This window comes from Limnobaculum xujianqingii (assembly GCF_013394855.1).
Taxonomy (GTDB): domain Bacteria; phylum Pseudomonadota; class Gammaproteobacteria; order Enterobacterales; family Enterobacteriaceae; genus Limnobaculum; species Limnobaculum xujianqingii.
On record NZ_JABMLK010000001.1, the window covers coordinates 372,443 to 392,699 of the forward strand.

Sequence of the window (20,257 nt, forward strand, 5' to 3'; positions counted from 1 at the left end):
TCAAAACGTCAGAAAAAAGGAGCTTAACGCGCCATGAGTAATCGAAACCTTGAAGTTGCAATGACGCTGACAGCAAACGATCGGGCATCAAAGCCGGTATCCGCTGCTGTTAGTCAGTTAGTCGAGGCGACAAGCAAAGCAACCAAGGCAAGCGAAAAGCAAGGCGCAGCACAGACGAAAGCCGCTGCCGAGGGTGAAAAAGGTACAAAACAAGCATCCAAAGCAGCGGCAGAACTGGCAAACAGTATCGGTAAGACTAACCGAGCCAGTGAACAACAGGTTAATGCACAGCGAAAAGCCTCAGCCGAGGGAATTAAAACAGCCCGAACGCTAATGAGCGAACAACAAAAAGCTGCACGAGCAAGGGAAACTCTCGGCATTCGCTCTGAACATAGTATCCGTCGGGAAATTCAACAAACCGAGGCCGCTTATAATCGTCTAGCCCGTTCAGGCACCCTGTCTGCCCGTGAGCAATCCCGCGCTTACAATCAGATGCGCGGGCGTGTTGCTGAACTACGAAAAGAAATGCAAGGCGTTACCCGGTTACAGCAGATAAAAAACATCGGTTCTGGTGTGGCGCAAATTGGTGCAGGAATCACCGCAGGCGCAATGGTGCTGGCTCAACCGGTTAAAAATCAAATGAGTTTTGATCGCCGGGTTGCCATGATGGCAAATACAGCTTATGAAGGTGAAGGTATCGAAGGCCGTATTAAAGGCAAAGAAACACTATCTAAAAGCATTCGGACGGCGGTTGAGTATGGAGGCGGCACAAAAGAAAGCGCCGCCGAGGTGCTCGATAAGATGCTAGCATCCGGCGCAGTTAGCGCGGATTCTGCAAACAATTTACTCCCTATTTTACAAAAATACTCGACGTCTACCGGGGCCAGTACTTCTGACTTAGCCGGGATTGCGATTAGTTTAAAACGCTCATTTGGTGTTGAAGATAAAGACATCGAGAAAGCGTTAAACATGGCAATTGTTGCCGGGCAAGCGGGTTCATTTGAATTGGCAGACATGGCGCAATATTTACCCAACCATTTAGCCGCCGCCGGTAATGCCGGTATGAGGGGGTTAGATGATTTCGCAACGTTGCTGGCCTTTAACCAGACATCAGCAATTACCGCTGGCAGCAGCCCGCGAGAAAGGCGTTAACGCAATTGATGGTTTTGTCGGCATCATTGATAAAGTGGTCGCCAATGACAATCAATATCAGGCATTGCAGGAAAAATTAAAAACCGCTAAAGGGGCTGATCGTCTTGAAACATTGAACTCGATGTCCTCAATTTTGGAAGGTTCAGCCGTTGGTAAAATGGTTAACGACCAACAGGCACTAAAAGCCCTTATCGGTTATCGGGCCAACCGGGATTATGCAAAAGAAGTGACCGACGCGAGCAACGCTCAACGAAACCTATCCGGCGACCAACTGGCAGGTAATGTCAACTTTGAGGTGATTAAATCAACCAATGATTTTCAAACAGAACGCCTGAGCAATGCAAAAGATTTCGGCAGCATGGATGCCATGACGCCGCTATCAAATGCTATCGGAAAAGTATCTCAGGAGTTAAGCGATTTAAGCTTGAGATTTCCGGATTTTACCGCATGGGTTGCAGGTTCCACCGATGGATTAAAAGCGCTTGCCGCTGCTGCAATGGCTATCGGTGGCGCAAAAATGTTGTTAGGTAATGGTGGTTTGAGTGGTGCTGGTGGTGGCTTAGGTGGCCTTACTGGCTCCGGTGGTGGTGGCGTGATGCGGTTTCCAGAACGTTTATTAAACGCGACACAGGGAACCACAAACGCCGTTCCGGTGTTTGTAACCAACTGGCAGGATAACCAAGGCTCAGGTAATGACGACTTTGAAAAACCAGACCTTGATACAGGTTTATTAAATGGTGCGTTAGCATTGGTTACAGAGCAATGGAACATTGCGGAAGAGGCAAAAAGACAAGGTATTTCACCGGCTGAACTTGCCGCCAGGCGCGGCGAAGAACGCGGAGAAAAGGCCAATAAATGGTTAGAGGAAATTGGATTTAACCCGAATAAATTTCTTGAAGAAAACGTCTTTTCACCTGTCTCTGGTTGGTTCAACTCCCTTGTATCTGGCGGCAATGTAAATCAGCCTCCGGTTGTTCAGGAAACCGCACCCATTAACCTTAGTAATATAACGAAATTAATTGTTGATGGACGCACTCTGGCGGAAGTGGTTAACCAGCATAACGATATACAAAATAAACGTGGTTATGTGGGAGCAGAATTATAATGGCATGGTCTGAATATATGCTTGATGCTTCATTTCGGGGCGTTCGCTTTGATGTCATTCAGACGCGGGACTCTGTATCACGTTCGGTGGCTGTTCATGAATACCCTTATCAGGACGGCGGCGACGTCGAAGATTTAGGCCGTCAGCCTCGCAATAGTCGCATGACTGCGCTGTTTTGGGGTGATACTTACGAACAACAATTACAAGCCTTTATCGTCGCACTGGATACTTACGGAAGCGCTGAACTGATACACCCGATTTTTGGTTCAATGCCTAATATGCAATGTATCGAATACGGCATCGACCACACCGCCGACAATGTCGATCATTGCTATGTTGAGCTGGTGTTTCTCGAAGCTACCCCGGCAACCCGTTTTTTATGCAAGAGTTCACTCTGTCAAAACTGGACGAAATACGCAATAAAATTCAGGGGTTACTTGATGGGTTGCAAGGTATTTTAGATGCAGTTATTGCGCCATTAAAGACAGCACAAAAATACATGGCAAAGATTAAAGCGCTTGGCTCTGTCATGGTTAATATGGTGACGGTATTTCGTGGTGATATTGTTGGTTTTATCAGTAGTGTGAAGGATTTTATTAACTATCCGGGCGCATTTCTTAGCGACCTGCGCTCCGCTTTAGACTTAACCTCGTTGAGTTCAAAATCATCAACAACAAACAGTATTACCGCATATAGTGATAATACGATTTCAGACTGGAAAGAAACCAAATATCAATTAAACGCGATTGCGGCTATCCCTAACGCCATGATAACCGGTGAAACTGACGCGCCGGTCAGTATGCCTGCCGGTGCCACACTGGATGATATCAAAGAGCTAAACGCCATTGTGACTGCCGAAGTTGCCGCCGAGCTGACAAAAAATGCCGTAGAGATTTTGACCGACAAAGAACAGCTTGAAAAGCTTTCCCCTGATGACATCGAAATGATTGTGAATGATGTCCGGGAATCACTACAGAACGTTATTGACCAACATCGCGAACTGTACGAGCCTGAAATGCAAAGCGTCAGCAGTAGCCCGACAGATATTGCGTTGCGCTGGCAACCGGTCGTCTTGTCGTTAAAAGATATCGCGCTTGATGTACAAAATCTTGGCAATGCCGCCATTATGGCCCGCCCACCACTGGTACGCCGACGCATTGAGTCTGACTGTAATTTCCATTTACTCGCGCATAAGTTATACGGGGATTATCAACGCGCCGCCGAACTGTATCGGTTAAATCCTACTATCCGGGATTCTAATAATATCAAACAAGGTGATTTCATTTATGCCTACGCCAGATAATCAAACTCAAGACAATATCGACATTAACACGGTGAGCGTGATTATTAATGGGAAAGCTCACAGCAGTTGGACGCAATACAGCATCGACTCAGATTTTCTGACCCCTGCGGATGCGTGGAGCGTGTCTCTTGGTATCCCGGACGGCATTTTCCCGGATGATATCGCCGCAGGGATGCCCGTTACGGTTCAGGTTGGAAATGATACGGTTTTAGACGGTCGCATAGACCGCCGCCGCCGTTCTGTTCGTCGTGGTCAGACTACGCTATCGCTTAACGGACGGGATAAAGCCGGGATGTTGTATGACTGTTCCGCCCCCATATTTACCGCAAAACAACTGACATTAGAAGAAATTGTCGCCAGTATTGTTCGCCCTTTTGGTATTACAAAAATCCGTATTGATGCTGAGGCAACCACTATTAGCGACAAAATCAGCGTTGAACCGGGGGAGTCAGCTTGGGAAGCGCTGACCCGTGCTGCTAAAAATAGCGGCTTATGGCCTTGGTTTGACCCTGATGGGACGTTAGTTATCGGCGGGGCCGACTACACAATGCCGCCTGTAGCGTCGTTAATAATGCGTTTTGAAGGGGACGAAAATAACGTGATTTCAATTGATGAAACCACATCAATTGAAGGCAGTTTTTCTGAGTTAACGTTATTGGGACAAGGTCACGCGCAACGGTCATCGGGTAGCAGCAAAAGTAAAGATATTGGCATTGTTGATATCAGTTCCAACGAAAGCAGCAATAATGATTATGTGACCAGTTCTGCCGAAATTGGCTCACACAACATGAAAGTGGTTGTCTCTGACCTTGACATCCCATTTTATCGACCTAAAATCGCTACAGCAGGCGATATTGATAATATTGAACAGTTACGCTATCAGGCGCGAAAAATGCTTTCTGATGCGAAGCTGAACGCGTTTGATTTGGTTGTCGAAGTCAGAGGCCACAGAACGTCTGATGACGTTTTATGGTCGCCCGGACAGCGCATTCATGTTATTAGCGAACCTCACGACATAGACAGCGTCTATTTTTTGATGTCTCGCACGTTTATTGGTGGGCGCAATTCTGGCACCTATACCGTATTGGGACTTAAACAAGATGGTGTCTGGATACCAGATGCATACAAGAAAAAGAAAGAAAAACGCAAAGCAAAAAAAGGCAGTAAAAAAGGCAAGAAGGAGATAGGCATTGTCGACATTAGCTGAAATCAGTAAACAGGTTAACCGTCAATTAAACGGCATTAGACAGGCATTTAGAGGGGTGTTAACTCGCGTTAACAGTACTGGAGCCGCACAGGCTGTGCAGGCCGAAGCTCTGAACAATGAACCGTTGCAAGACGTCGAATATTTCCAACATTACGGCCTGACCAGTAATCCGCCTGCCGGAACGGCGGCAATCATGCTACCGCTGAACGGTAAAACGAGCTATAGTATTGTTATTGCGACAGAGCATGGACAATATCGATTGCAGGGTTTGAAATCCGGAGAGGTGGCAATCTATACCGATGAAGAAGCAAAAATTGTTTTAAAGCGTGGACGAATCATCGAAGTTGATTGTGATATTTACCGGGTTAACTGCCTGTCATTCGAAGTCAACGCCAGTGATAAAACAGATTTTAATACACCCATGCTGACTACTAGTGAACAAATGACAGCAAAAGCCAAAATCACCGGGCAAGGTGGCATGGCGATATCTGGTGGAAATGGCGGCGTAAGCGCAACTATTGACGGAACGTTAAAAGCCACGCAAGATATTGTCGCTGGAACCGTTAGCGTACAAAAGCATATTCACAACGGCGACTCCGGCGGCACAACCAGCCCGCCGAAACAATAAATTCCCCCCTGAACCCCATCAACCCGCAATTGTTTATCCATGCAGCCATAATCGCTGCATGGATATGCTAATTGACCCAAAAACCCGCGATTACAACGGCTGTACAACTGACACACTGGCGAACGCCGTTTATTTGCGCCTGATGACTCCGCTTGGTAGTTGGTGGGCTGATCCGACATTAGGGTCACGACTTCACGAACTGGAGCGGGAGAAAGATTTATCCAGAGTTTATCGACTGGCGAAACAGTATGCCGAGCAGGCATTACAACCGCTAATTGATGATAAACGCGCTCGCTCTGTTACTGTCACGACAACCCGCTACCGAACAGGACTTTTGTTATTAAACGTTAGCGTTATTGATGCGACAGACAAAGAACAGGTATTTAAACACCCGGTGAGGCTGACATAGTGCCGTTCTTAACCAAGACTTTTGCCACTTTGCGCGATGAATTGTTGCGCGACCTGAAAAACGGTATCCCGGATGCTGATATCGACCCGGATAGTGATTATTTTATCCGGGCATCCTCTATCGCCAGTCTTGTTGCCGGAATTCATCGCGATCAGGCGTGGATTGTTCGTCAAATATTCCCCGATACAGCGGACACGGAATACTTAGAACTACACGCCCGGACGCGTGGTTTAAGACGTAAAAGTGCTACTTTTGCGACAGGTTCAATCACGGTTACTGGTGAACCGGGTTCCAGCCTTCCTGCGGGTTCCGAAATTAAGCGTGAAGCCCGGTCATTATTTACGACCGACGATGCCGTCATCGCTGATGATGGCGTCATTAATGTTCGCATTCAAGCGTCTATCGCGGGGACTCAAGAAAACACCTCTGCGGCAATGAATGGGACGTTAGTTAGTGCGCCGTTCGGTGTCGATAGTACAGTCATTATTGAACCGCTATCCGGGGGAACTGATAACGAAACCGACGCCGATTTACTCGCCCGGCTCTTAGAGTTAATCCGCCGCCCGCCTGCGGGGGGGAATAGATATGATTTTAGACGCTGGGCGATGGAGGTTGACGGCGTAACTGGTGCATATGTATATCCCTTACGGCGTGGTCTTGGTACAGTTGATGTTGTTGTCATCAGCGGTGCCGGTTTGGCATCACCTGAAATCATTCAAGCTGTTCAAGACTATATTGATGACGTCCGCTCAGTAACGGCAAAAAATATTCTAATTCTGACGGCAACATTAAAACCTGTTGATTTCGATATCGAAATATCGTTATCCGGTTTAACTGTAGAGGACGCATCAGCGCAAATCGTATCTGTTATTGAGGCTGCAATTACTCGATTAGCACCGGGAGAAGCCTTAATTATAAGCCAGATTGTCGCGCAGATACTGACCATAACAGGCGTTATGGACGTTAATATTGTTTCTCCTACTCGCAATATCTTGCCGACCGTTAATGAGCACGTCATTGAGTGGATTAAAGCAGGTAATATCCACATTAGGAGGATGTCCGATGAATAGCGCCAACCTCTTGGCGTTATTATTACCGCCAGTCAGTTATGATGATAAAGGCCCAAGGATAAGCGCTGAATTAGCCGCAGAAGGTGCACAACTCGATGCAGTGAAAGCAAAATCAATAGAGATATTAAGCGCGGTAACACCTTTTAATGCCGGAAATTTGCTTGCAGACTGGGAGCGGGTTTACGGTTTGGTTATACATGCTGAGGCAACTTATCAAGAGCGGTTATCTCGCGTTCTTGCAAAGATGGCGGAGACTGGCGGTTTATCTATTCCCTATTTTATCAACCTTGCTGCTGCAATGGGGTATGACATCACTATTGATGAACTACAGCCTTTTAGGGTGAGCGCTAATCGTTGCGGAGACACGCTCTACACTGAGGATATTATTTGGGTATGGCGTGTAAACATATTGAATTCAGAAATACCAACCTATCATTTCAGAACTGGCGCATCAGGTGCAGGCGAGAGATTATTAGCGTTTGGCGACTCACAACTTGAAACGGTTTTTAATGATCTAAAACCAGCCGAAACGTTGTGTATTTTTGCGTATCAAAAACCCCCTGATTTATCCCCAATTGATTTAACAACTCCAGAGTTAGATCTTCGCGTTCGTTATTTGTGTGCCAGTCCTCATGCTGAATGGGGTGAAGATGGCCTTCTACACTATGCGCCCCCTAACATCTGGCCTCTCGCATATAAGAATGGTATAGCTGTTGGTAGGCATGAGCCAGAGCGACAGTCCACGAACTATTTCCCACGAACAACCACACCAGAAACCGCGCCCAGCTCTAGCTCTGGCGCAGGCTCCGCGTTTTCTTCATCAAGAAAAACTATTGCGGGAATTCCTACAGCAACATACAGGTTTACGACCGCATCCAATTTAACGACTGCATATTCGTTAGTGGGTGGTACCAATTTCTTATCAGGTGGCGGGAAAATAGCGTATTCAGTTTTCGTCAGCACAGAGCAAGAGAATAAATCCATTGTTCTATATGCTGACATAACCGATTACACCCCCATTCCGATATCAAGTATGCCAAAGCGCCTCATGATTAAGCACGATAGACCGGTGGGGCAGCCGCGATTCTGTTGGCTAGGGCTTCGCGGAATAGCAGACGTCTTAATCGCTGATGTAAATGGATTTCAAGTCGAGGCTGGGGATATATGTAGTTCTCCTATACTGACGGGATCATCATCAGCAACACGTGAACAAGCTGATGTTTTCGTCCAAGCCATTGGCGCTAAGGGTATCAGGCTAATTTTCACCAACGGTGACGTGGAAGAACATCCGCACAATGGCGCATTTGAGTTCCAATTACCTCTATCTACTCGCGACTGGGGCACCAGATACTGCAAGCGGATTGAATTTATTACTAATTAATAAAAGGAGTGTCATATGAACAATCCTATGCCACCTATCAACACCCCGGACAATAAATTCCATGATGGAAATCCGTTAACTGGCGCTCAGGGGACAATTGTCACCGCTGATTTCATGAATAACACACAATCATCTGTTATTAATGTTCAGACTGAGTTAAAAAACATATTAACAGCCGCAAATATCCAAGCTAGTGATACTCAAACAGATCAAGTATTACAATCATTACGTTCATTATTTATGCAATGTGATAATAATTTTAATGATATTAATGATATAGCTACTGCCCGTCAAAATCTTAACTTGAAAGATGCCGCGCTCCGGAGCGTTGGCACTGGTGTGAATCAGATTCCTGATATGTCTTCGTTCAGCTCAAGCGTTGGCACGGGCGGAAGTTTGGGCGCTGCTGGCTTTCAGCGCCTCCCCGGTGGGTATATTCGACAATGGGGAACATCTGTTGCTAATGCCAGCGGCGACGTAACAATAAACTATCCAGTTGCTTTTTCGGTAAAACCGGATGCGGTTTACTTTGGATATAAGCAGTCGTCAGTGCCAACAGCCATACAGTCAATTATTGTCAATGATGCTGCGTCTTCTAATATTGGAGCAGTTTGTCGCGCTTATAAAATTGATGGGACAGGAGTCATTACGGGCAGTACTAATGCATTTTATTGGGTCGCAGAAGGAAAAATATAATGTTTTATTACAGTAAAGAAATGAACGCATTTTATCTGGCAGACGGTAAAGATAACTATCTTTCTGCTGGAACATGGCCTGCTGATGCCGTTGGCGTTTCACTAGATATTTTTAACGAATTTTCTGATGTGCCACCAGAAGGCAAAATTCGTGTAGCTGGTCAGGATGGATTACCTAAATGGCAAGACATTCCACCCCTTACGAAAGAGCAATCAATAGAATTTGCTGAAGTAGAAAAAAGTCGTCAAATTAGTAGTGTAAATAATTACATAAACAGTAAACAATGGCCCGGAAAAGCAGCAATCGGTAGACTAAAAGACGATGAACTGATGCAATACAATTTGTGGCTGGATTATCTCGACGCCTTGGAAGCAATAGATATAATTCAAGCTCCTGATATAAAGTGGCCCCAAAAACCATAAATAGGACACAGATGTTAAATAGTTATTAGGACAAGGTTAGTTCTCAGTGGTGTTGATCTATAAAAAACAATCTGTATTGCCGCCGCGATATTTATTGCATTGTGCAAAAGACTGGTAAAACATTAGCTGCTTAATATGCAATATACATCGCGTCGTTATGCAAAAAAAATCGCGTCGGTACAATGAGATAGCGAAAGGCAGTTACCGTAAGTTCGGTTTTTCAGGTTATGAGCTGGACCCACAAATGGGAAAAGCTGTTTTCTGGCAGAAGAAGCTGAGTTAAGCGTAAAGCAATCCGTTAGTTTGACGTAAAAAGGGCATCCCATAACAGGATGCCCTTTTAGTTGATGAGCAATTTTTATGTCTAAATCCAGAACATCAGTGCCAGAATTTGTGGTGACATAATTCTTAAAAACATCGCTAACGGGTATACCGTTGCATAAGCAAGCGCAGCGGCACCGCTGGTAGGGTGCATACCGTTGGCAAAGGCTAGTGCCGGAGGGTCAGTCATGGAGCCTGCCAGTAACCCGCAGATAACCAGATAATTCATTTTTGCCACGGTGTAGGCCAGCAGGCCTACGATCAACAAAGGAATTATGGTGATAAGTGCGCCATATCCCATCCAGACAATACCGTCACCGTTAAGTAACGTATTAATAAAGCTGGCACCAGATTTAAATCCTACAACGGATAAGAACAATACAATCCCCAGTTCACGCAAGGCCAGGTTAGCACTGGGCGGCATAAACCAATGCATTTTTCCCAGAGTGCCAATTCGACCAAGGATTAGTGCGATAACCAACGGTCCACCGGCCAGACCCAGGCGTAAAGCGGCAGGAAAACCGGGAATAAACAGTGGAATGGAACCCAATAAAACACCTAAGCCGATACCAATGAATACCGGCAACATCTGTACTTGCTGAAGGCGCTGTTGAGCATTACCGACAATATCAGCCACAATATCAATGGATGAGGGTTTTCCGACCAGATTAAGGATATCGCCAAAATGCAATGAAAGGCTGCGTCCTGCCATTAGCTCTACACCGGCACGGTTGAGGCGGGTGATTACTACGTCATAACGGTGCAGATTCAAATCGCCAATCTTCTTACCCATGACTTTTTCGCTGGTTACGACCACCCGGGCCATTTTCAGATCGCTGGTTCGGGTCGAGAGAGCTACATCTACCTCATTACCAATAAGTAGTTTAGCCTGATTAAGCTGTTGCCGATCGCCAACCAGATGCAGTAAATCACCAAGCTGTATTTGGGTAGACGCTGAAGGCACCATCAGTACATTATCTCGTTTCAATCGGGAGCAAATAATACTGTCGCCGTTAATAATCGGGATATCTTGCAGCTGTAAACCATTCAGGTTGGTATTACACACTTCTACGTTGATGGTCTGCAGGTTATCAGCAGAAGCCCCTGATTGGTTATCGAACTCTTTTGCTGACTGATCAACACTAACTTTAAACGCTAACCGAATAATCCACATCACCAGCAAAATGCCGCAAATCCCAAAAGGATAGGCCATCGCATAAGCCATACCCATTTGATTAACCAATACACCATTGGCGTGAAGATCGGTTAATACCTGTTGCCCTGCACCAAGAGAAGGGGTATTGGTGACCGCACCGGAAAAGATACCTAAGATAATCGGTAAAGGAATATCGAACAGTTTATGTAATCCGGCGGTCACAATACAACTGAGGATCACCAGTAAGAAAGCAAAGCCATTCAGGCGTAATCCGGAGCGGCGTAATGAAGAGAAGAAACCCGGACCAACCTGAATACCAATTGTATAAACAAACAGAATCAGCCCGAACTCCTGCACGAAATGCAGCATGTTTTCGTCGAGTTCAATATGATACGTGTGGGCGAAGTGACCCACAATGATGCCGCCAAATAGCACACCACCAATGCCTAACCCAACTCCACGGATTTTCCAGTTGCCAATCCATAAGCCGAGTACGGCAACCAGCGCTAACAGGCTAACTGTCAGGGCAATATCACTCATTATAACCATCCTTGCACAGGTGCTTATAGCTCTTGTCGGTTAATCATTTTTGTTTGATATCTTCAATCTGGTTCAGATACAGACAAATTCATCATAGAGAAAAGGGATATTAAAATTGTGACTGGCTTGGCGAAATGGAGGAATTAGCCACGATAAAAATTGATATTTATCATAATAATGGCATTTGCATGAAACGATTCAGGAAAGGATGGAAGAATGAATAAAATTCAGAGAACAGAGAGCAAAATAAAATGGCCAAAACAGAGAAAAGTCTGGTGACTAAATTAACCGCCAGACCATCTTGTCTTAAGGCAAACGGGGAAGGTTATTCCCACCAGATATCGTACAGCTCGCTGGTCTCAACATTTTCCATGCCGTTTTGTGTTAACCAGTTAGCGATCAGGGTACGGTGTTCTTCGGTGCAGCTACCGACTTTCTGCAGGCAGATAATGCCTTCCCAGTCTAAATGACCGCTGCCACCAAAACCAAGACCATTAGGCTCAATGACTTCTTTAATCATGCGATTAATAAAAGCGTCAATGGTATCGATATCGGTACCCTGAGCGAAATTCCAGTTAACGGTAAAACCAATTTCCTGAAACTCATCCAGATGTAATTTTTTACGTAAACGACGACTGCGCTGCTGAGCCATGAGTTCATCCTCTGAAAGAAAAAGGGAATCTTACTCGGATGTGGTGGTAGCGTCCAGTCAGTCAGAGAATGAACTCAAATATATCGAATTGATCCTATTTCTTCTTATCTTCTTCATGAGGATGTTTTTTCTCATGCTTTTCGCGACGTTTTTCTTCCGGAGTTTTCAGCGGTTTTTTCTTCTGATCGTGACTCATGATGTTTTCCCATAGTGAGTGAGTACATTAATGAGTTAAGACCGGGTTTAACAGTTATGCAAGTTAATGCCGAAAACCAACAAACAGAAAGCACTAAAGGGAGGATAACTGACTATTACCATTAGTTGTTTTAATACCAAGCGTTATGAATAGAAAGCAATGCGCACCAGTTTATAAACGCCATCTACAGGTTCAATCACCAGATTGTAGCCATTGTCACTGTTCTCATGCTCAATGATATAACCTTCGGGGCTAACGGCATCAAGAATCTGACTTTGATCTGCATCGCCCTGACGATACTGATTAGTTTTAATCAGCTTCACCATTTCAGCATCGAAGAGCTCATCATATTGAGACAGAAACTCCGCTTCATTCTGAAAGATCATTGGAGAGTGCTCGTAATCGCTAAATGGAAAGTTCATCATTTTAGCAACGGCCTGTTTATCCTGAGTACTTACGGCAAGCTGTAAATCATGCCAGAAAATGGTGAAATCTGAATGTTGATCAAACTGGTAGTGGCTCTCTGTAGCAGACGCTTCCTGCGCATTAATGACAGGAGAGAATGAAATACCAAGCATAACAACCAAAGCGCCTATCATGTTTTTCAGCATAGTGAGTTACTGTCAGTAAGATGTTATGAGATGAGTATAAATTATATTTGGTAACTGGTTTATTGGCTTACCAGTAAATAATTTAGTAGCTATCACAAAAATATAAAAAATATCTGAGCAGATTAAAATGTTGATTGCTGAATAGCAATCACCTCGTGAAGCACGAAGTGATTGCCGGATAAGAAATGAGCGCTATTCTGCTTTTGGCATAGTGTCCTGCAATGCACTGAGTGCTTTGGTGAAGTCTTCAAAAGAGCAAAAACCATTAACATCGATAGGGCAATCAGTCATCTCCAATACTACTCGCTTAGGGGGATGATTTAAGGTGAGTTTATCGCCGCGACGAATTTGCTCTCTGGTTTGATAAATATATTCAATTTTCATTAAATTTTTATCGGTGGCTTTATCTTTCCAACGTTCAAAAGCAATTTTTCCACCAATAGGTGTTTTCTCGAACTGGCCAGGCAGTTGGTATGGCTTAATTTTTAATACTGAAAGTAGAGAGACTGCATTAGAGTCATGGCCAACCAGTAGGTTGAATTTTGCCGGTTGGCGCATCACATCTTGAGTAAAGATGGCATTAATATACTTAATCAGCGGTGCGGAAACATCTTTAGCCACCAGCGGCGAGCCGAACAGCACTTCACCATGGCGATCTTTAATGGTTGCCAGCATTTTCCATTCACTGTCTGACTGTATGGCACCCCAGGCAATCTCCTGTGTCGGGAAGCCTTCATAATATTGCAGAATAAAAGCGTCAGAAATAGAGGTACCAATACGCAGAGGGCCACTTACGCCAGGTTCTTTATCTTTCTCAACGGTAAATTCGGCGGGTTCATTGTTTAAGTCACAGCGTTTATCTGTCAGGCAGACACTACCATTCTTATAGTCGGTAATTTTACTCAGTAAGTCATAAGACGGCTTTAATTCCTTGTTTAAACCCGCTAGTCCATTAGTACTGGCTTCAACATTCATTGCCGCAAGAGCAGATTGTTTAAACTCATCAGAACCATCGTGAATAATTGGATTAAAGTTTGGATCCATCACACCAAGGTCGGCCTGATGAAAAATCTTCACATCGCATCCGGGAAATGCTCCCAGAGTAAAATATTGTGCCGTTGCAAGCGTTCTTTGCAGGCTATTGGCATAAATGAAAGTATCTTTAGCCAGAGGGCAGGTATCTTTATTGAAGAGTTTTTCCTGTGTTAACCAGGAACTGACATATTCACCAAAATAACTTTCCAGAATGCCACCCTTAGAGGTGAGATGACCGCCTTTAGTCTCCCATTCTGGCCAGGTTTTTGGTGTTGATATGGCAAGAACACTACCTGAGTTTGCTAAAGGAGCACGCAGGCCATGACGACTGAATAAAACGACCTGTTCCAGTTGATATCCTTCAGGAGTGGCTGATCCCGCAGGCAAGCAAGGAAGAGAAATCAGCAGACCACATAGCAACGTTTGGTAGTTGAATTTTTTTATCATGACAATATCCATATATTGATATGAAGGGGAGCGATAGTTTACCTGTGAAAAACCAATGATGTGTTGGTTATTTATCACAAAGAAGTTGAATTTATTTCATCTGAATAGAAAATGTGTTGCAATTTGAGTATACAACTACGTTTTTCCCATTTGAGCAGGCCAAACAGCCTCTTCAGATGCATTAATCATGTTAGCGCCAGCAAAGAGAAATCTATGTTTAATGCCAATGGTTCCATCATTGATGTGCCCGGAATAAAAGTGGGTCATCAACATAATATTACTTCAATGACAGGATGTAGCGTGGTGATGACCGAGCATCCTTCGGTATGTGGCGTAGATGTGCGAGGTTCAGCTCCCGGTACCCGAGAGACTGACCTGCTGAGTGCAATTAATGCAGTGGATAAGATACATGCTCTGTTGCTCACGGGCGGTAGTGCCTATGGCCTGGATGCAGCAACAGGTGTGATGAAATATCTGGAACAGCAGCAAATTGGTTTTGATGTTGGCGTCGGCGTAGTACCCATTGTACCGGCAGCAGTGATATTTGATCTCTCATTTGGTGACGCGAAAGTTCGACCTGACGCCGAAATGGGTTATCTGGCGGCGCAAAGTGCCAGCAAAAATAGATTCCCTGATGGCAATACGGGTGCAGGCACCGGGGCAACGGTAGGGAAGTTGGTTGGCGATCGGTGGCGTATGAAAGGGGGATTAGGAAGTGCTTCAATAACCCTTTCTAATGGATTAGTTGTTGGGGCCATGGTGGTGGTAAATGCAGTTGGTGAAATTCGGGATCCCGATACACAACGAGTTCTTGCAGGAAGCCACGATGGTCAGGGCCGAACTCAGGATATGCTTTCTTTAATGCTGAAGAATATAACCGATCCGGGACCAGTTGGCACCAATACCACCATTGGCGTCGTTGCCTGTAATGCCAACATGAATAAAACCCAAATGACCAAAATTGCCCAAATGAGTCATGACGGACTGGCCCGGACTATCTATCCGGTTCATACCATGAGTGACGGAGATACTCTGTTTGCACTGGCTACTGGTGGTGTTGATGTTTCAGTAAATCTGCTGGGTACTTTAGCTGCAGAAGTGGTCGCCCGAGCGGTGGTAAACGGCGTGAAAGCCGCTGAAGGGGCACTTGGGGTTCCGGCATGGCAAGATCTAAATAAAAAATAATAAAGATAAAGGAAAAGTTACCTGATGAATTTATTGGATATTACTCGTCGTTCTGTTCCGGCTTTGCCGTGGGTATCTGGTGACAAAATTCCCTGGAACGATCCGGCATTTAGCCAACGAATGTTAGAGAATCATCTGTCGCAGCAACACGATTGGGCCAGTCGCCGTTTAATGATAATTAAACAGCAGGTCGAATGGATTTCACAGCAGTTACCTGACAAGCAGGCGAAAATATTGGATCTCGGTTGTGGCCCCGGACTCTATACCGGAATGCTGGCAGAACTGGGCTATCACTGCGTTGGTGTCGATTTTTCTCCGGCATCGATAGCTTATGCCACTGAGCAGGCCAAAAAGCAGCAAATGGATGTTGAATATGTTTTAGCGGATATTCGTGATTATCAGTCAGAACATAAGTTTGATCTGATTATGCTGACTTTTGGTGAGTTTAATGTGTTCACGCCCGCTGATGCTGAACAGATTTTAGCTAATGCTTCATCTTTGTTGAGTAACAACGGTATTTTGGTGATTGAAGTTCATACCTATGATGAAGTTCGTCGGCAGGGGGAAAGCTTATCATCATGGCAAAGCTATGAGACCGGACTTTTCTCCAGTAATCCTCACCTTTTATTACAGGAAAACTATTGGGACCAACAACAAGCTACCGCGACGACTCGTTATCTGGTTATTGGCGCGCAGCAGGCGGACGTTCTGGAATATGGTGCAACCATGCAGGCTTATACTGAATCCCAGTACCTGTCTATGTTTGAACATTGCGGTTTAAAAGCCGCCAGTCGGCTGATGCCGGAACAGTGGCCAGTTGGGGATACCTTTACTGATAAGCTGGTGGTTTATGTTAGCTATAAGTAACCATTAGTTGGTGTAAGCATAAATTTGTGAATTAAATTCATTTATTTATGCTTGCTAAAATAATCAATTAAAAGAAATAATTTATTACAATTTCATTTTATTAAAGTTTCCATCTTCTTATTTATAAGTTTTTTATTTATTTAATTCTTTATCATTAAAGAGTTGCTGGTTTCCTTTGCTTCATCTCTGGTAGCGGTGAGGGATACTCTGTTTATCACCCCATCAATGATAGAATCTCAATGGTGTTTTGATTAGTCATCAAGAGTTTTATTCTATTTTTTATTTAAAATCAATTAATTGATTGCTTTCTTTTGCATGCATTCCATTTAAAATTATATCAAAAAGAATAGTTAGATCGAAATTATCGATCGAATAATTCAATGTGATAGTATTTATCTATCAATTGTTGTGTGTTTGTTTGATAATAACGATTTGTTGTTTCATTAAATTAACATTACCTTTTCACGGTAATGAATAATTCCTTAAAGAGTGTTGGTGTTATTAATTAATGCGTTTTTATTTATACCTATGAGTTGGTGTCTTACTTTTAAATAATTGCCTGAAAGAATAAAAAATCATTAATTTTAATTAATGATGATGAAAAATTAATTTGTTTTTAACGAGTTATAGATATAAACCCCAATAAAATGAATAAGATAATTTATTCATTAAAGGATGTTGTTAGTATTTAATGGAGTAGGATGGATTAGTATGGATAGGTCTTTGTATAAAAAGGAATATCAGGGAAAGTTCTCCGGTAAAATCTCAAAAAGTATCTTACAGAATCAGTTAGCTATGAGTGGCTTACTGAGCGTTAGCGTACTATTTTTTCCACCGTTTGCTCTGTCACAGGATATTGGCAGTCAATCTTCTCAAACGATAGTACTGAACGATGGAGATAACATCAGGGCCGATCTTGAGAATAACGGTACCTTATATGGTGTATTGAACCGCTATAGCACACAGGCTTCAATTAATCTGGCAAATGATGTCACCATTACAGCTGAAAAACTAACGGGTCAGGCTAAAGGTGTCATTGTTGATGGCACCAACTCAACCCTGACGGCAAATCGCTTAACGGTCAACAGTAAAGGCTTGACCAGTACCGGTATTGATATTGGTGGTAGTAAAAATAATATCAATTTAGGTACCGGTAGCAAAATTACCGTTGAGGGAACTAACGACGTACAAGCTAACGGTCTTAGTGTTAGTGGAGCATCAATACTGAAAGCAGATGCTTTATCTATCGAGACTAAAGGCGGTAATGGTATTGGTGTTAGTGTGAATAACCAGGGAACATTAGTAGATCTTGGTTGGGGAAGTTCAATTACCACCAATGGACGCGGTAGCTTTGGTCTGTATATTTTTGGTGCCAACGGTAATGCTGCTAATGGACCTGCCAGTTTTAAAGCCACTGAACTCACTATTGATACCCAAGGCTATAGCGCTTATGGCATCAACGCTCAGAAAAATTCTGTAATTGACTTAGGTCAGGGCAGTACGATTAATACCGCCGGAAACTATGCTACAGGCATATGGAACTGGGGGATACTTAAGGCTGATGCGTTAACTATCAATGCAACGGGAGCAGACAGTATCGGTATTGAAACTCGTGAAGGTGGTACCGTTACCGTTGGAGCAAACAGCCATATCTCATCAGAATTAGCTGGTGGAATAATCGCTTCTGGCAATGGCGCTATCGTCGATTTCACCGGTACTGAATCAGCCCGAAATACTATTTTCTCCGGTGGCTCCTATGGCGCTTCGGCACAAGGTTCAGGCTCTGCCATTCACTTATATAATACCGATGTCACCATTGATCGTCGTGGTGCGTTAGGACTGGGGCTTTGGACATTGAGTGGTGGTGTAATAACGGCAGATAATCTGACGGTTAACGGTGCTGCGGCAACACGTGGCGTTTATGCCATGACCAATAGCCAGATTGATTTGACGGGTAATACTACCATTGCGATGGCCAATCCGTTAGATATGGCAATAGCCACCCAGCATAATGACGGTTATGCAGCCAGCCGGATTAACGCCTCAGGAAAAATGACCATTGATGGTGGTATTCTTTCCCGCGGAGGCCTGATCAATATAAATATGGCATCTGGTTCTCGCTGGACGGGACAAGCCTACAGTGACGGCGTTAATGGTGGTGCTTTAAATATTGCCATGACCAATAGTCGCTGGAACATGATTGCTGACTCTAATCTGGATAATCTAACGCTAAATAACAGTACCGTTGATTTTGCTGAAGATAAAACCGGTTCTTTATTAACGGTTAATCAGCTAAGTGGCAATGGTAACTTTATCATGCGAACGGATATCGTAGGTGATGGCGATGGCATCAATAACTCCGGCGATAAACTAGTGGTTACCGGCAGCAGTAGTGGTGCCCATACATTGACAATTCTCAATCGTGGTAGTCTGGCAACCAGCGGTAATGAAGTATTGACCGTAGTGGAAACTGCCGATGGTCAGGCGACTTTTGCCAGTTCATCACAGGTTGAACTGGGTGGCTATTTATATGACGTGCGTAAAGCAGGGAATAACTGGGAGCTATACTCTTCTGGTGTTTACGTTCCTCCACCAGAACCTGAGCCTGAACCGCAACCTGAGCCTGAACCCGATCCGGATCCAAATCCACTGCCGCCAGATCCTAACCCGGCACCGAATCCCGAGCCGGAAATAACCACCACCGCTGATGCCGGTGCTAATTTCCTGAACGTGGGCTATTTGTTGAATTATGCGGAGATCCAAACGCTGCTACAGCGCATGGGAGATTTGCGACAAAACAATGAACACGGCGATATGTGGCTAAGAGGCTATGCAGGGAAGTTTGACTCTTTCTCCGGTGCAAAACTGAGCCGTTTTGATATGAATTACAACGGGGTACAGATTGGCGTTGATAAGCGAATATCTCAGGAACTACCACTGTTTATTGGTACGTTTATGGGGCAAACGCGAGGTAGTCCAAACTATACCAGCGGTGATGGCACGGTAGAATCGAGCCATATGGGGTTATATACCAGCTTTATGGCACCTTCAGGGTTATATTTTGATGGTGTGGCAAAATACACTCGCCTGAAGAATCAGTTTAATGTGCTTGATAGCCAGAATAATCATGTTAACGGTAGCGGCAGTTCCGGTGGCGTAAGCTTTTCACTGGAATCTGGTCAGAAATTTAGTCTGAATCAACCGGGGAATGGTTTTTATATCGAACCTCAGTTGCAGTTCACTTATAGCCATCAGGACGCCACCAGAATCAAAGCGGCAAATGGATTGATTGTTGATCTTGGTAGCTATGAATCAATGATTGGGCGCGCCGGAGCGGTTGTTGGTTATGAAATATTAAGCGGTAATAATACGGTTAATGTTTATGTTAAAACTGGCTATTTGCGTGAATTCTCCGGAGATGCGGGTTATCGTTTAAATGGTTCTTTGGAAGACCATACCTTCAAAGGCAACTGGTGGAATAATGGTATTGGTGCCAGCGCTCAGATAAATAAGCAACATACCCTTTATCTGGATCTGGATAGTGCCAGCGGGAATAAATTTAACCAACGTCAGATTAACGGCGGTTATCGTTTTAGTTTCTAATCATCAGTCATTTGATATAACAGGCAGCGATTTATTCGCTGCCTTTTTTTATCCTCAATAATCCCTTTTTCAGTTCTGCTATTAACGTTTTTTGTTTTTTCCAACCCATTGTATTTCATTCATTATTGGCTGATTTTTCCATCATATTGGAATATTTGATGTAAGAATGTTGGATAAATAATATCCCGTGAGATGAGTATCACAAATTGGCAATTTGGTTATTGTTTGCCCGGTTAGACATGATAAATATGAAGTCTAATATAGAAGAATG

Annotated in this window: 19 protein-coding genes; 15 read left to right on the forward strand and 4 right to left on the reverse strand. The window is 44.2% G+C overall.

Annotation, left to right across the window (positions count from 1 at the left end):
- The first annotated feature begins 33 nt into the window (after nucleotides 1-33).
- The 12 genes from GOL65_RS01390 to GOL65_RS22350 all read left to right on the forward strand — a co-directional run bounded on the left by GOL65_RS01390 (nucleotide 34) and on the right by GOL65_RS22350 (nucleotide 9,656).
- Nucleotides 34-1,152, forward strand: coding sequence for a phage tail tape measure protein (locus tag GOL65_RS01390; RefSeq protein ID WP_140918455.1), 1,119 nt, complete (start codon nucleotides 34-36; stop codon nucleotides 1,150-1,152).
- On the forward strand, nucleotides 1,076-2,257 hold the full coding sequence (locus tag GOL65_RS01395; protein ID WP_140918456.1) for a hypothetical protein: 1,182 nt from the start codon (nucleotides 1,076-1,078) through the stop codon (nucleotides 2,255-2,257). Before GOL65_RS01390 ends, GOL65_RS01395 begins: the two co-directional genes overlap by 77 nt.
- Nucleotides 2,257-2,718 carry a DNA circularization N-terminal domain-containing protein gene (locus GOL65_RS22120; RefSeq protein ID WP_228723029.1) on the forward strand — a complete coding sequence of 154 codons (462 nt, stop codon included), beginning with the start codon at nucleotides 2,257-2,259 and terminating at the stop codon, nucleotides 2,716-2,718. The genes GOL65_RS01395 and GOL65_RS22120 overlap by 1 nt, the downstream gene beginning before the upstream one ends.
- Entirely contained in the window at nucleotides 2,637-3,560 is a 924-nt protein-coding gene (locus GOL65_RS01400) for a multidrug DMT transporter permease (protein ID WP_228723030.1), read from the forward strand. Before GOL65_RS22120 ends, GOL65_RS01400 begins: the two co-directional genes overlap by 82 nt.
- Nucleotides 3,544-4,767: a phage baseplate assembly protein gene (locus GOL65_RS01405; RefSeq protein WP_140918457.1), complete on the forward strand. Its 1,224-nt coding sequence runs from the start codon at nucleotides 3,544-3,546 to the stop codon at nucleotides 4,765-4,767. Before GOL65_RS01400 ends, GOL65_RS01405 begins: the two co-directional genes overlap by 17 nt.
- Nucleotides 4,751-5,395, forward strand: a complete 645-nt coding sequence (locus GOL65_RS01410) for a phage baseplate assembly protein V (RefSeq protein WP_140918458.1) — start codon at nucleotides 4,751-4,753, stop codon at nucleotides 5,393-5,395. Before GOL65_RS01405 ends, GOL65_RS01410 begins: the two co-directional genes overlap by 17 nt.
- 58 nt (nucleotides 5,396-5,453) lie before the next feature.
- Entirely contained in the window at nucleotides 5,454-5,804 is a 351-nt protein-coding gene (locus tag GOL65_RS01415) for a phage GP46 family protein (RefSeq protein WP_140918459.1), read from the forward strand.
- Entirely contained in the window at nucleotides 5,804-6,874 is a 1,071-nt protein-coding gene (locus GOL65_RS01420) for a baseplate J/gp47 family protein (protein WP_140918460.1), read from the forward strand. Before GOL65_RS01415 ends, GOL65_RS01420 begins: the two co-directional genes overlap by 1 nt.
- Nucleotides 6,867-8,255: a YmfQ family protein gene (locus tag GOL65_RS22440; RefSeq protein WP_140918461.1), complete on the forward strand. Its 1,389-nt coding sequence runs from the start codon at nucleotides 6,867-6,869 to the stop codon at nucleotides 8,253-8,255. Before GOL65_RS01420 ends, GOL65_RS22440 begins: the two co-directional genes overlap by 8 nt.
- 15 nt (nucleotides 8,256-8,270) lie before the next feature.
- Entirely contained in the window at nucleotides 8,271-8,951 is a 681-nt protein-coding gene (locus GOL65_RS01430; protein ID WP_140918462.1) for a gp53-like domain-containing protein, read from the forward strand.
- Complete coding sequence (locus GOL65_RS01435) at nucleotides 8,948-9,373, forward strand: tail fiber assembly protein (protein WP_407657488.1); 426 nt, start codon at nucleotides 8,948-8,950, stop codon at nucleotides 9,371-9,373. The genes GOL65_RS01430 and GOL65_RS01435 overlap by 4 nt, the downstream gene beginning before the upstream one ends.
- Nucleotides 9,374-9,530: 157 nt before the next feature.
- Nucleotides 9,531-9,656 (forward strand): hypothetical protein, encoded by a 126-nt coding sequence (locus GOL65_RS22350; protein ID WP_267313813.1) that lies wholly within the window; start codon nucleotides 9,531-9,533, stop codon nucleotides 9,654-9,656.
- 81 nt (nucleotides 9,657-9,737) lie between these two features.
- Here GOL65_RS22350 and GOL65_RS01445 read toward each other — a convergent pair whose 3' ends face one another.
- The 4 genes from GOL65_RS01445 to agp form a co-directional block, all read right to left on the reverse strand.
- Nucleotides 9,738-11,390 (reverse strand): putative transporter, encoded by a 1,653-nt coding sequence (locus GOL65_RS01445; protein ID WP_140918464.1) that lies wholly within the window; start codon nucleotides 11,388-11,390, stop codon nucleotides 9,738-9,740.
- Between the two features lie 325 nt (nucleotides 11,391-11,715).
- Nucleotides 11,716-12,042, reverse strand: coding sequence for a YggL family protein (locus tag GOL65_RS01450; protein ID WP_140918465.1), 327 nt, complete (start codon nucleotides 12,040-12,042; stop codon nucleotides 11,716-11,718).
- A 339-nt stretch (nucleotides 12,043-12,381) separates the two neighbouring features.
- Nucleotides 12,382-12,816, reverse strand: coding sequence for a hypothetical protein (locus GOL65_RS01455; RefSeq protein ID WP_140918466.1), 435 nt, complete (start codon nucleotides 12,814-12,816; stop codon nucleotides 12,382-12,384).
- A 225-nt stretch (nucleotides 12,817-13,041) separates the two neighbouring features.
- A complete protein-coding gene (gene agp / locus GOL65_RS01460) occupies nucleotides 13,042-14,331 on the reverse strand; it encodes a bifunctional glucose-1-phosphatase/inositol phosphatase (RefSeq protein WP_140918467.1) in 1,290 nt (429 codons plus the stop codon).
- A gap of 213 nt (nucleotides 14,332-14,544) precedes the next feature.
- Here agp and GOL65_RS01465 point away from each other — a divergent pair, with 213 nt between their 5' ends.
- From GOL65_RS01465 to GOL65_RS01475, 3 genes are all read left to right on the forward strand, one after another.
- Nucleotides 14,545-15,516, forward strand: a complete 972-nt coding sequence (locus GOL65_RS01465) for a P1 family peptidase (protein WP_140918468.1) — start codon at nucleotides 14,545-14,547, stop codon at nucleotides 15,514-15,516.
- Nucleotides 15,517-15,540: 24 nt separating this feature from the next.
- Complete coding sequence (locus GOL65_RS01470) at nucleotides 15,541-16,383, forward strand: class I SAM-dependent methyltransferase (RefSeq protein WP_140918469.1); 843 nt, start codon at nucleotides 15,541-15,543, stop codon at nucleotides 16,381-16,383.
- A gap of 711 nt (nucleotides 16,384-17,094) precedes the next feature.
- Nucleotides 17,095-19,986, forward strand: a complete 2,892-nt coding sequence (locus GOL65_RS01475; protein ID WP_407657450.1) for an autotransporter outer membrane beta-barrel domain-containing protein — start codon at nucleotides 17,095-17,097, stop codon at nucleotides 19,984-19,986.
- The last annotated feature ends 271 nt before the right edge of the window (nucleotides 19,987-20,257 follow it).

Excerpts from the sequence above, each read along its gene's own strand:
- GOL65_RS01390 (WP_140918455.1), top strand. The coding sequence starts at position 34 with ATGAGTAATCGAAACCTTGAAGTTGCAATGACGCTGACAGCAAACGAT.
- GOL65_RS01395 (WP_140918456.1), top strand. The coding sequence starts at position 1,076 with ATGATTTCGCAACGTTGCTGGCCTTTAACCAGACATCAGCAATTACCG.
- GOL65_RS22120 (WP_228723029.1), top strand. The coding sequence starts at position 2,257 with ATGGCATGGTCTGAATATATGCTTGATGCTTCATTTCGGGGCGTTCGC.
- GOL65_RS01400 (WP_228723030.1), top strand. The coding sequence starts at position 2,637 with ATGCAAGAGTTCACTCTGTCAAAACTGGACGAAATACGCAATAAAATT.
- GOL65_RS01405 (WP_140918457.1), top strand. The coding sequence starts at position 3,544 with ATGCCTACGCCAGATAATCAAACTCAAGACAATATCGACATTAACACG.
- GOL65_RS01415 (WP_140918459.1), top strand. The coding sequence starts at position 5,454 with ATGGATATGCTAATTGACCCAAAAACCCGCGATTACAACGGCTGTACA.
- GOL65_RS22440 (WP_140918461.1), top strand. The coding sequence starts at position 6,867 with ATGAATAGCGCCAACCTCTTGGCGTTATTATTACCGCCAGTCAGTTAT.
- GOL65_RS01430 (WP_140918462.1), top strand. The coding sequence starts at position 8,271 with ATGAACAATCCTATGCCACCTATCAACACCCCGGACAATAAATTCCAT.
- GOL65_RS22350 (WP_267313813.1), top strand. The coding sequence starts at position 9,531 with ATGCAAAAAAAATCGCGTCGGTACAATGAGATAGCGAAAGGCAGTTAC.
- GOL65_RS01445 (WP_140918464.1), bottom strand. The coding sequence starts at position 11,390 with ATGAGTGATATTGCCCTGACAGTTAGCCTGTTAGCGCTGGTTGCCGTA.
- GOL65_RS01450 (WP_140918465.1), bottom strand. The coding sequence starts at position 12,042 with ATGGCTCAGCAGCGCAGTCGTCGTTTACGTAAAAAATTACATCTGGAT.
- GOL65_RS01455 (WP_140918466.1), bottom strand. The coding sequence starts at position 12,816 with ATGCTTGGTATTTCATTCTCTCCTGTCATTAATGCGCAGGAAGCGTCT.
- agp (WP_140918467.1), bottom strand. The coding sequence starts at position 14,331 with ATGATAAAAAAATTCAACTACCAAACGTTGCTATGTGGTCTGCTGATT.
- GOL65_RS01465 (WP_140918468.1), top strand. The coding sequence starts at position 14,545 with ATGTTTAATGCCAATGGTTCCATCATTGATGTGCCCGGAATAAAAGTG.
- GOL65_RS01470 (WP_140918469.1), top strand. The coding sequence starts at position 15,541 with ATGAATTTATTGGATATTACTCGTCGTTCTGTTCCGGCTTTGCCGTGG.
- GOL65_RS01475 (WP_407657450.1), top strand. The coding sequence starts at position 17,095 with ATGGATAGGTCTTTGTATAAAAAGGAATATCAGGGAAAGTTCTCCGGT.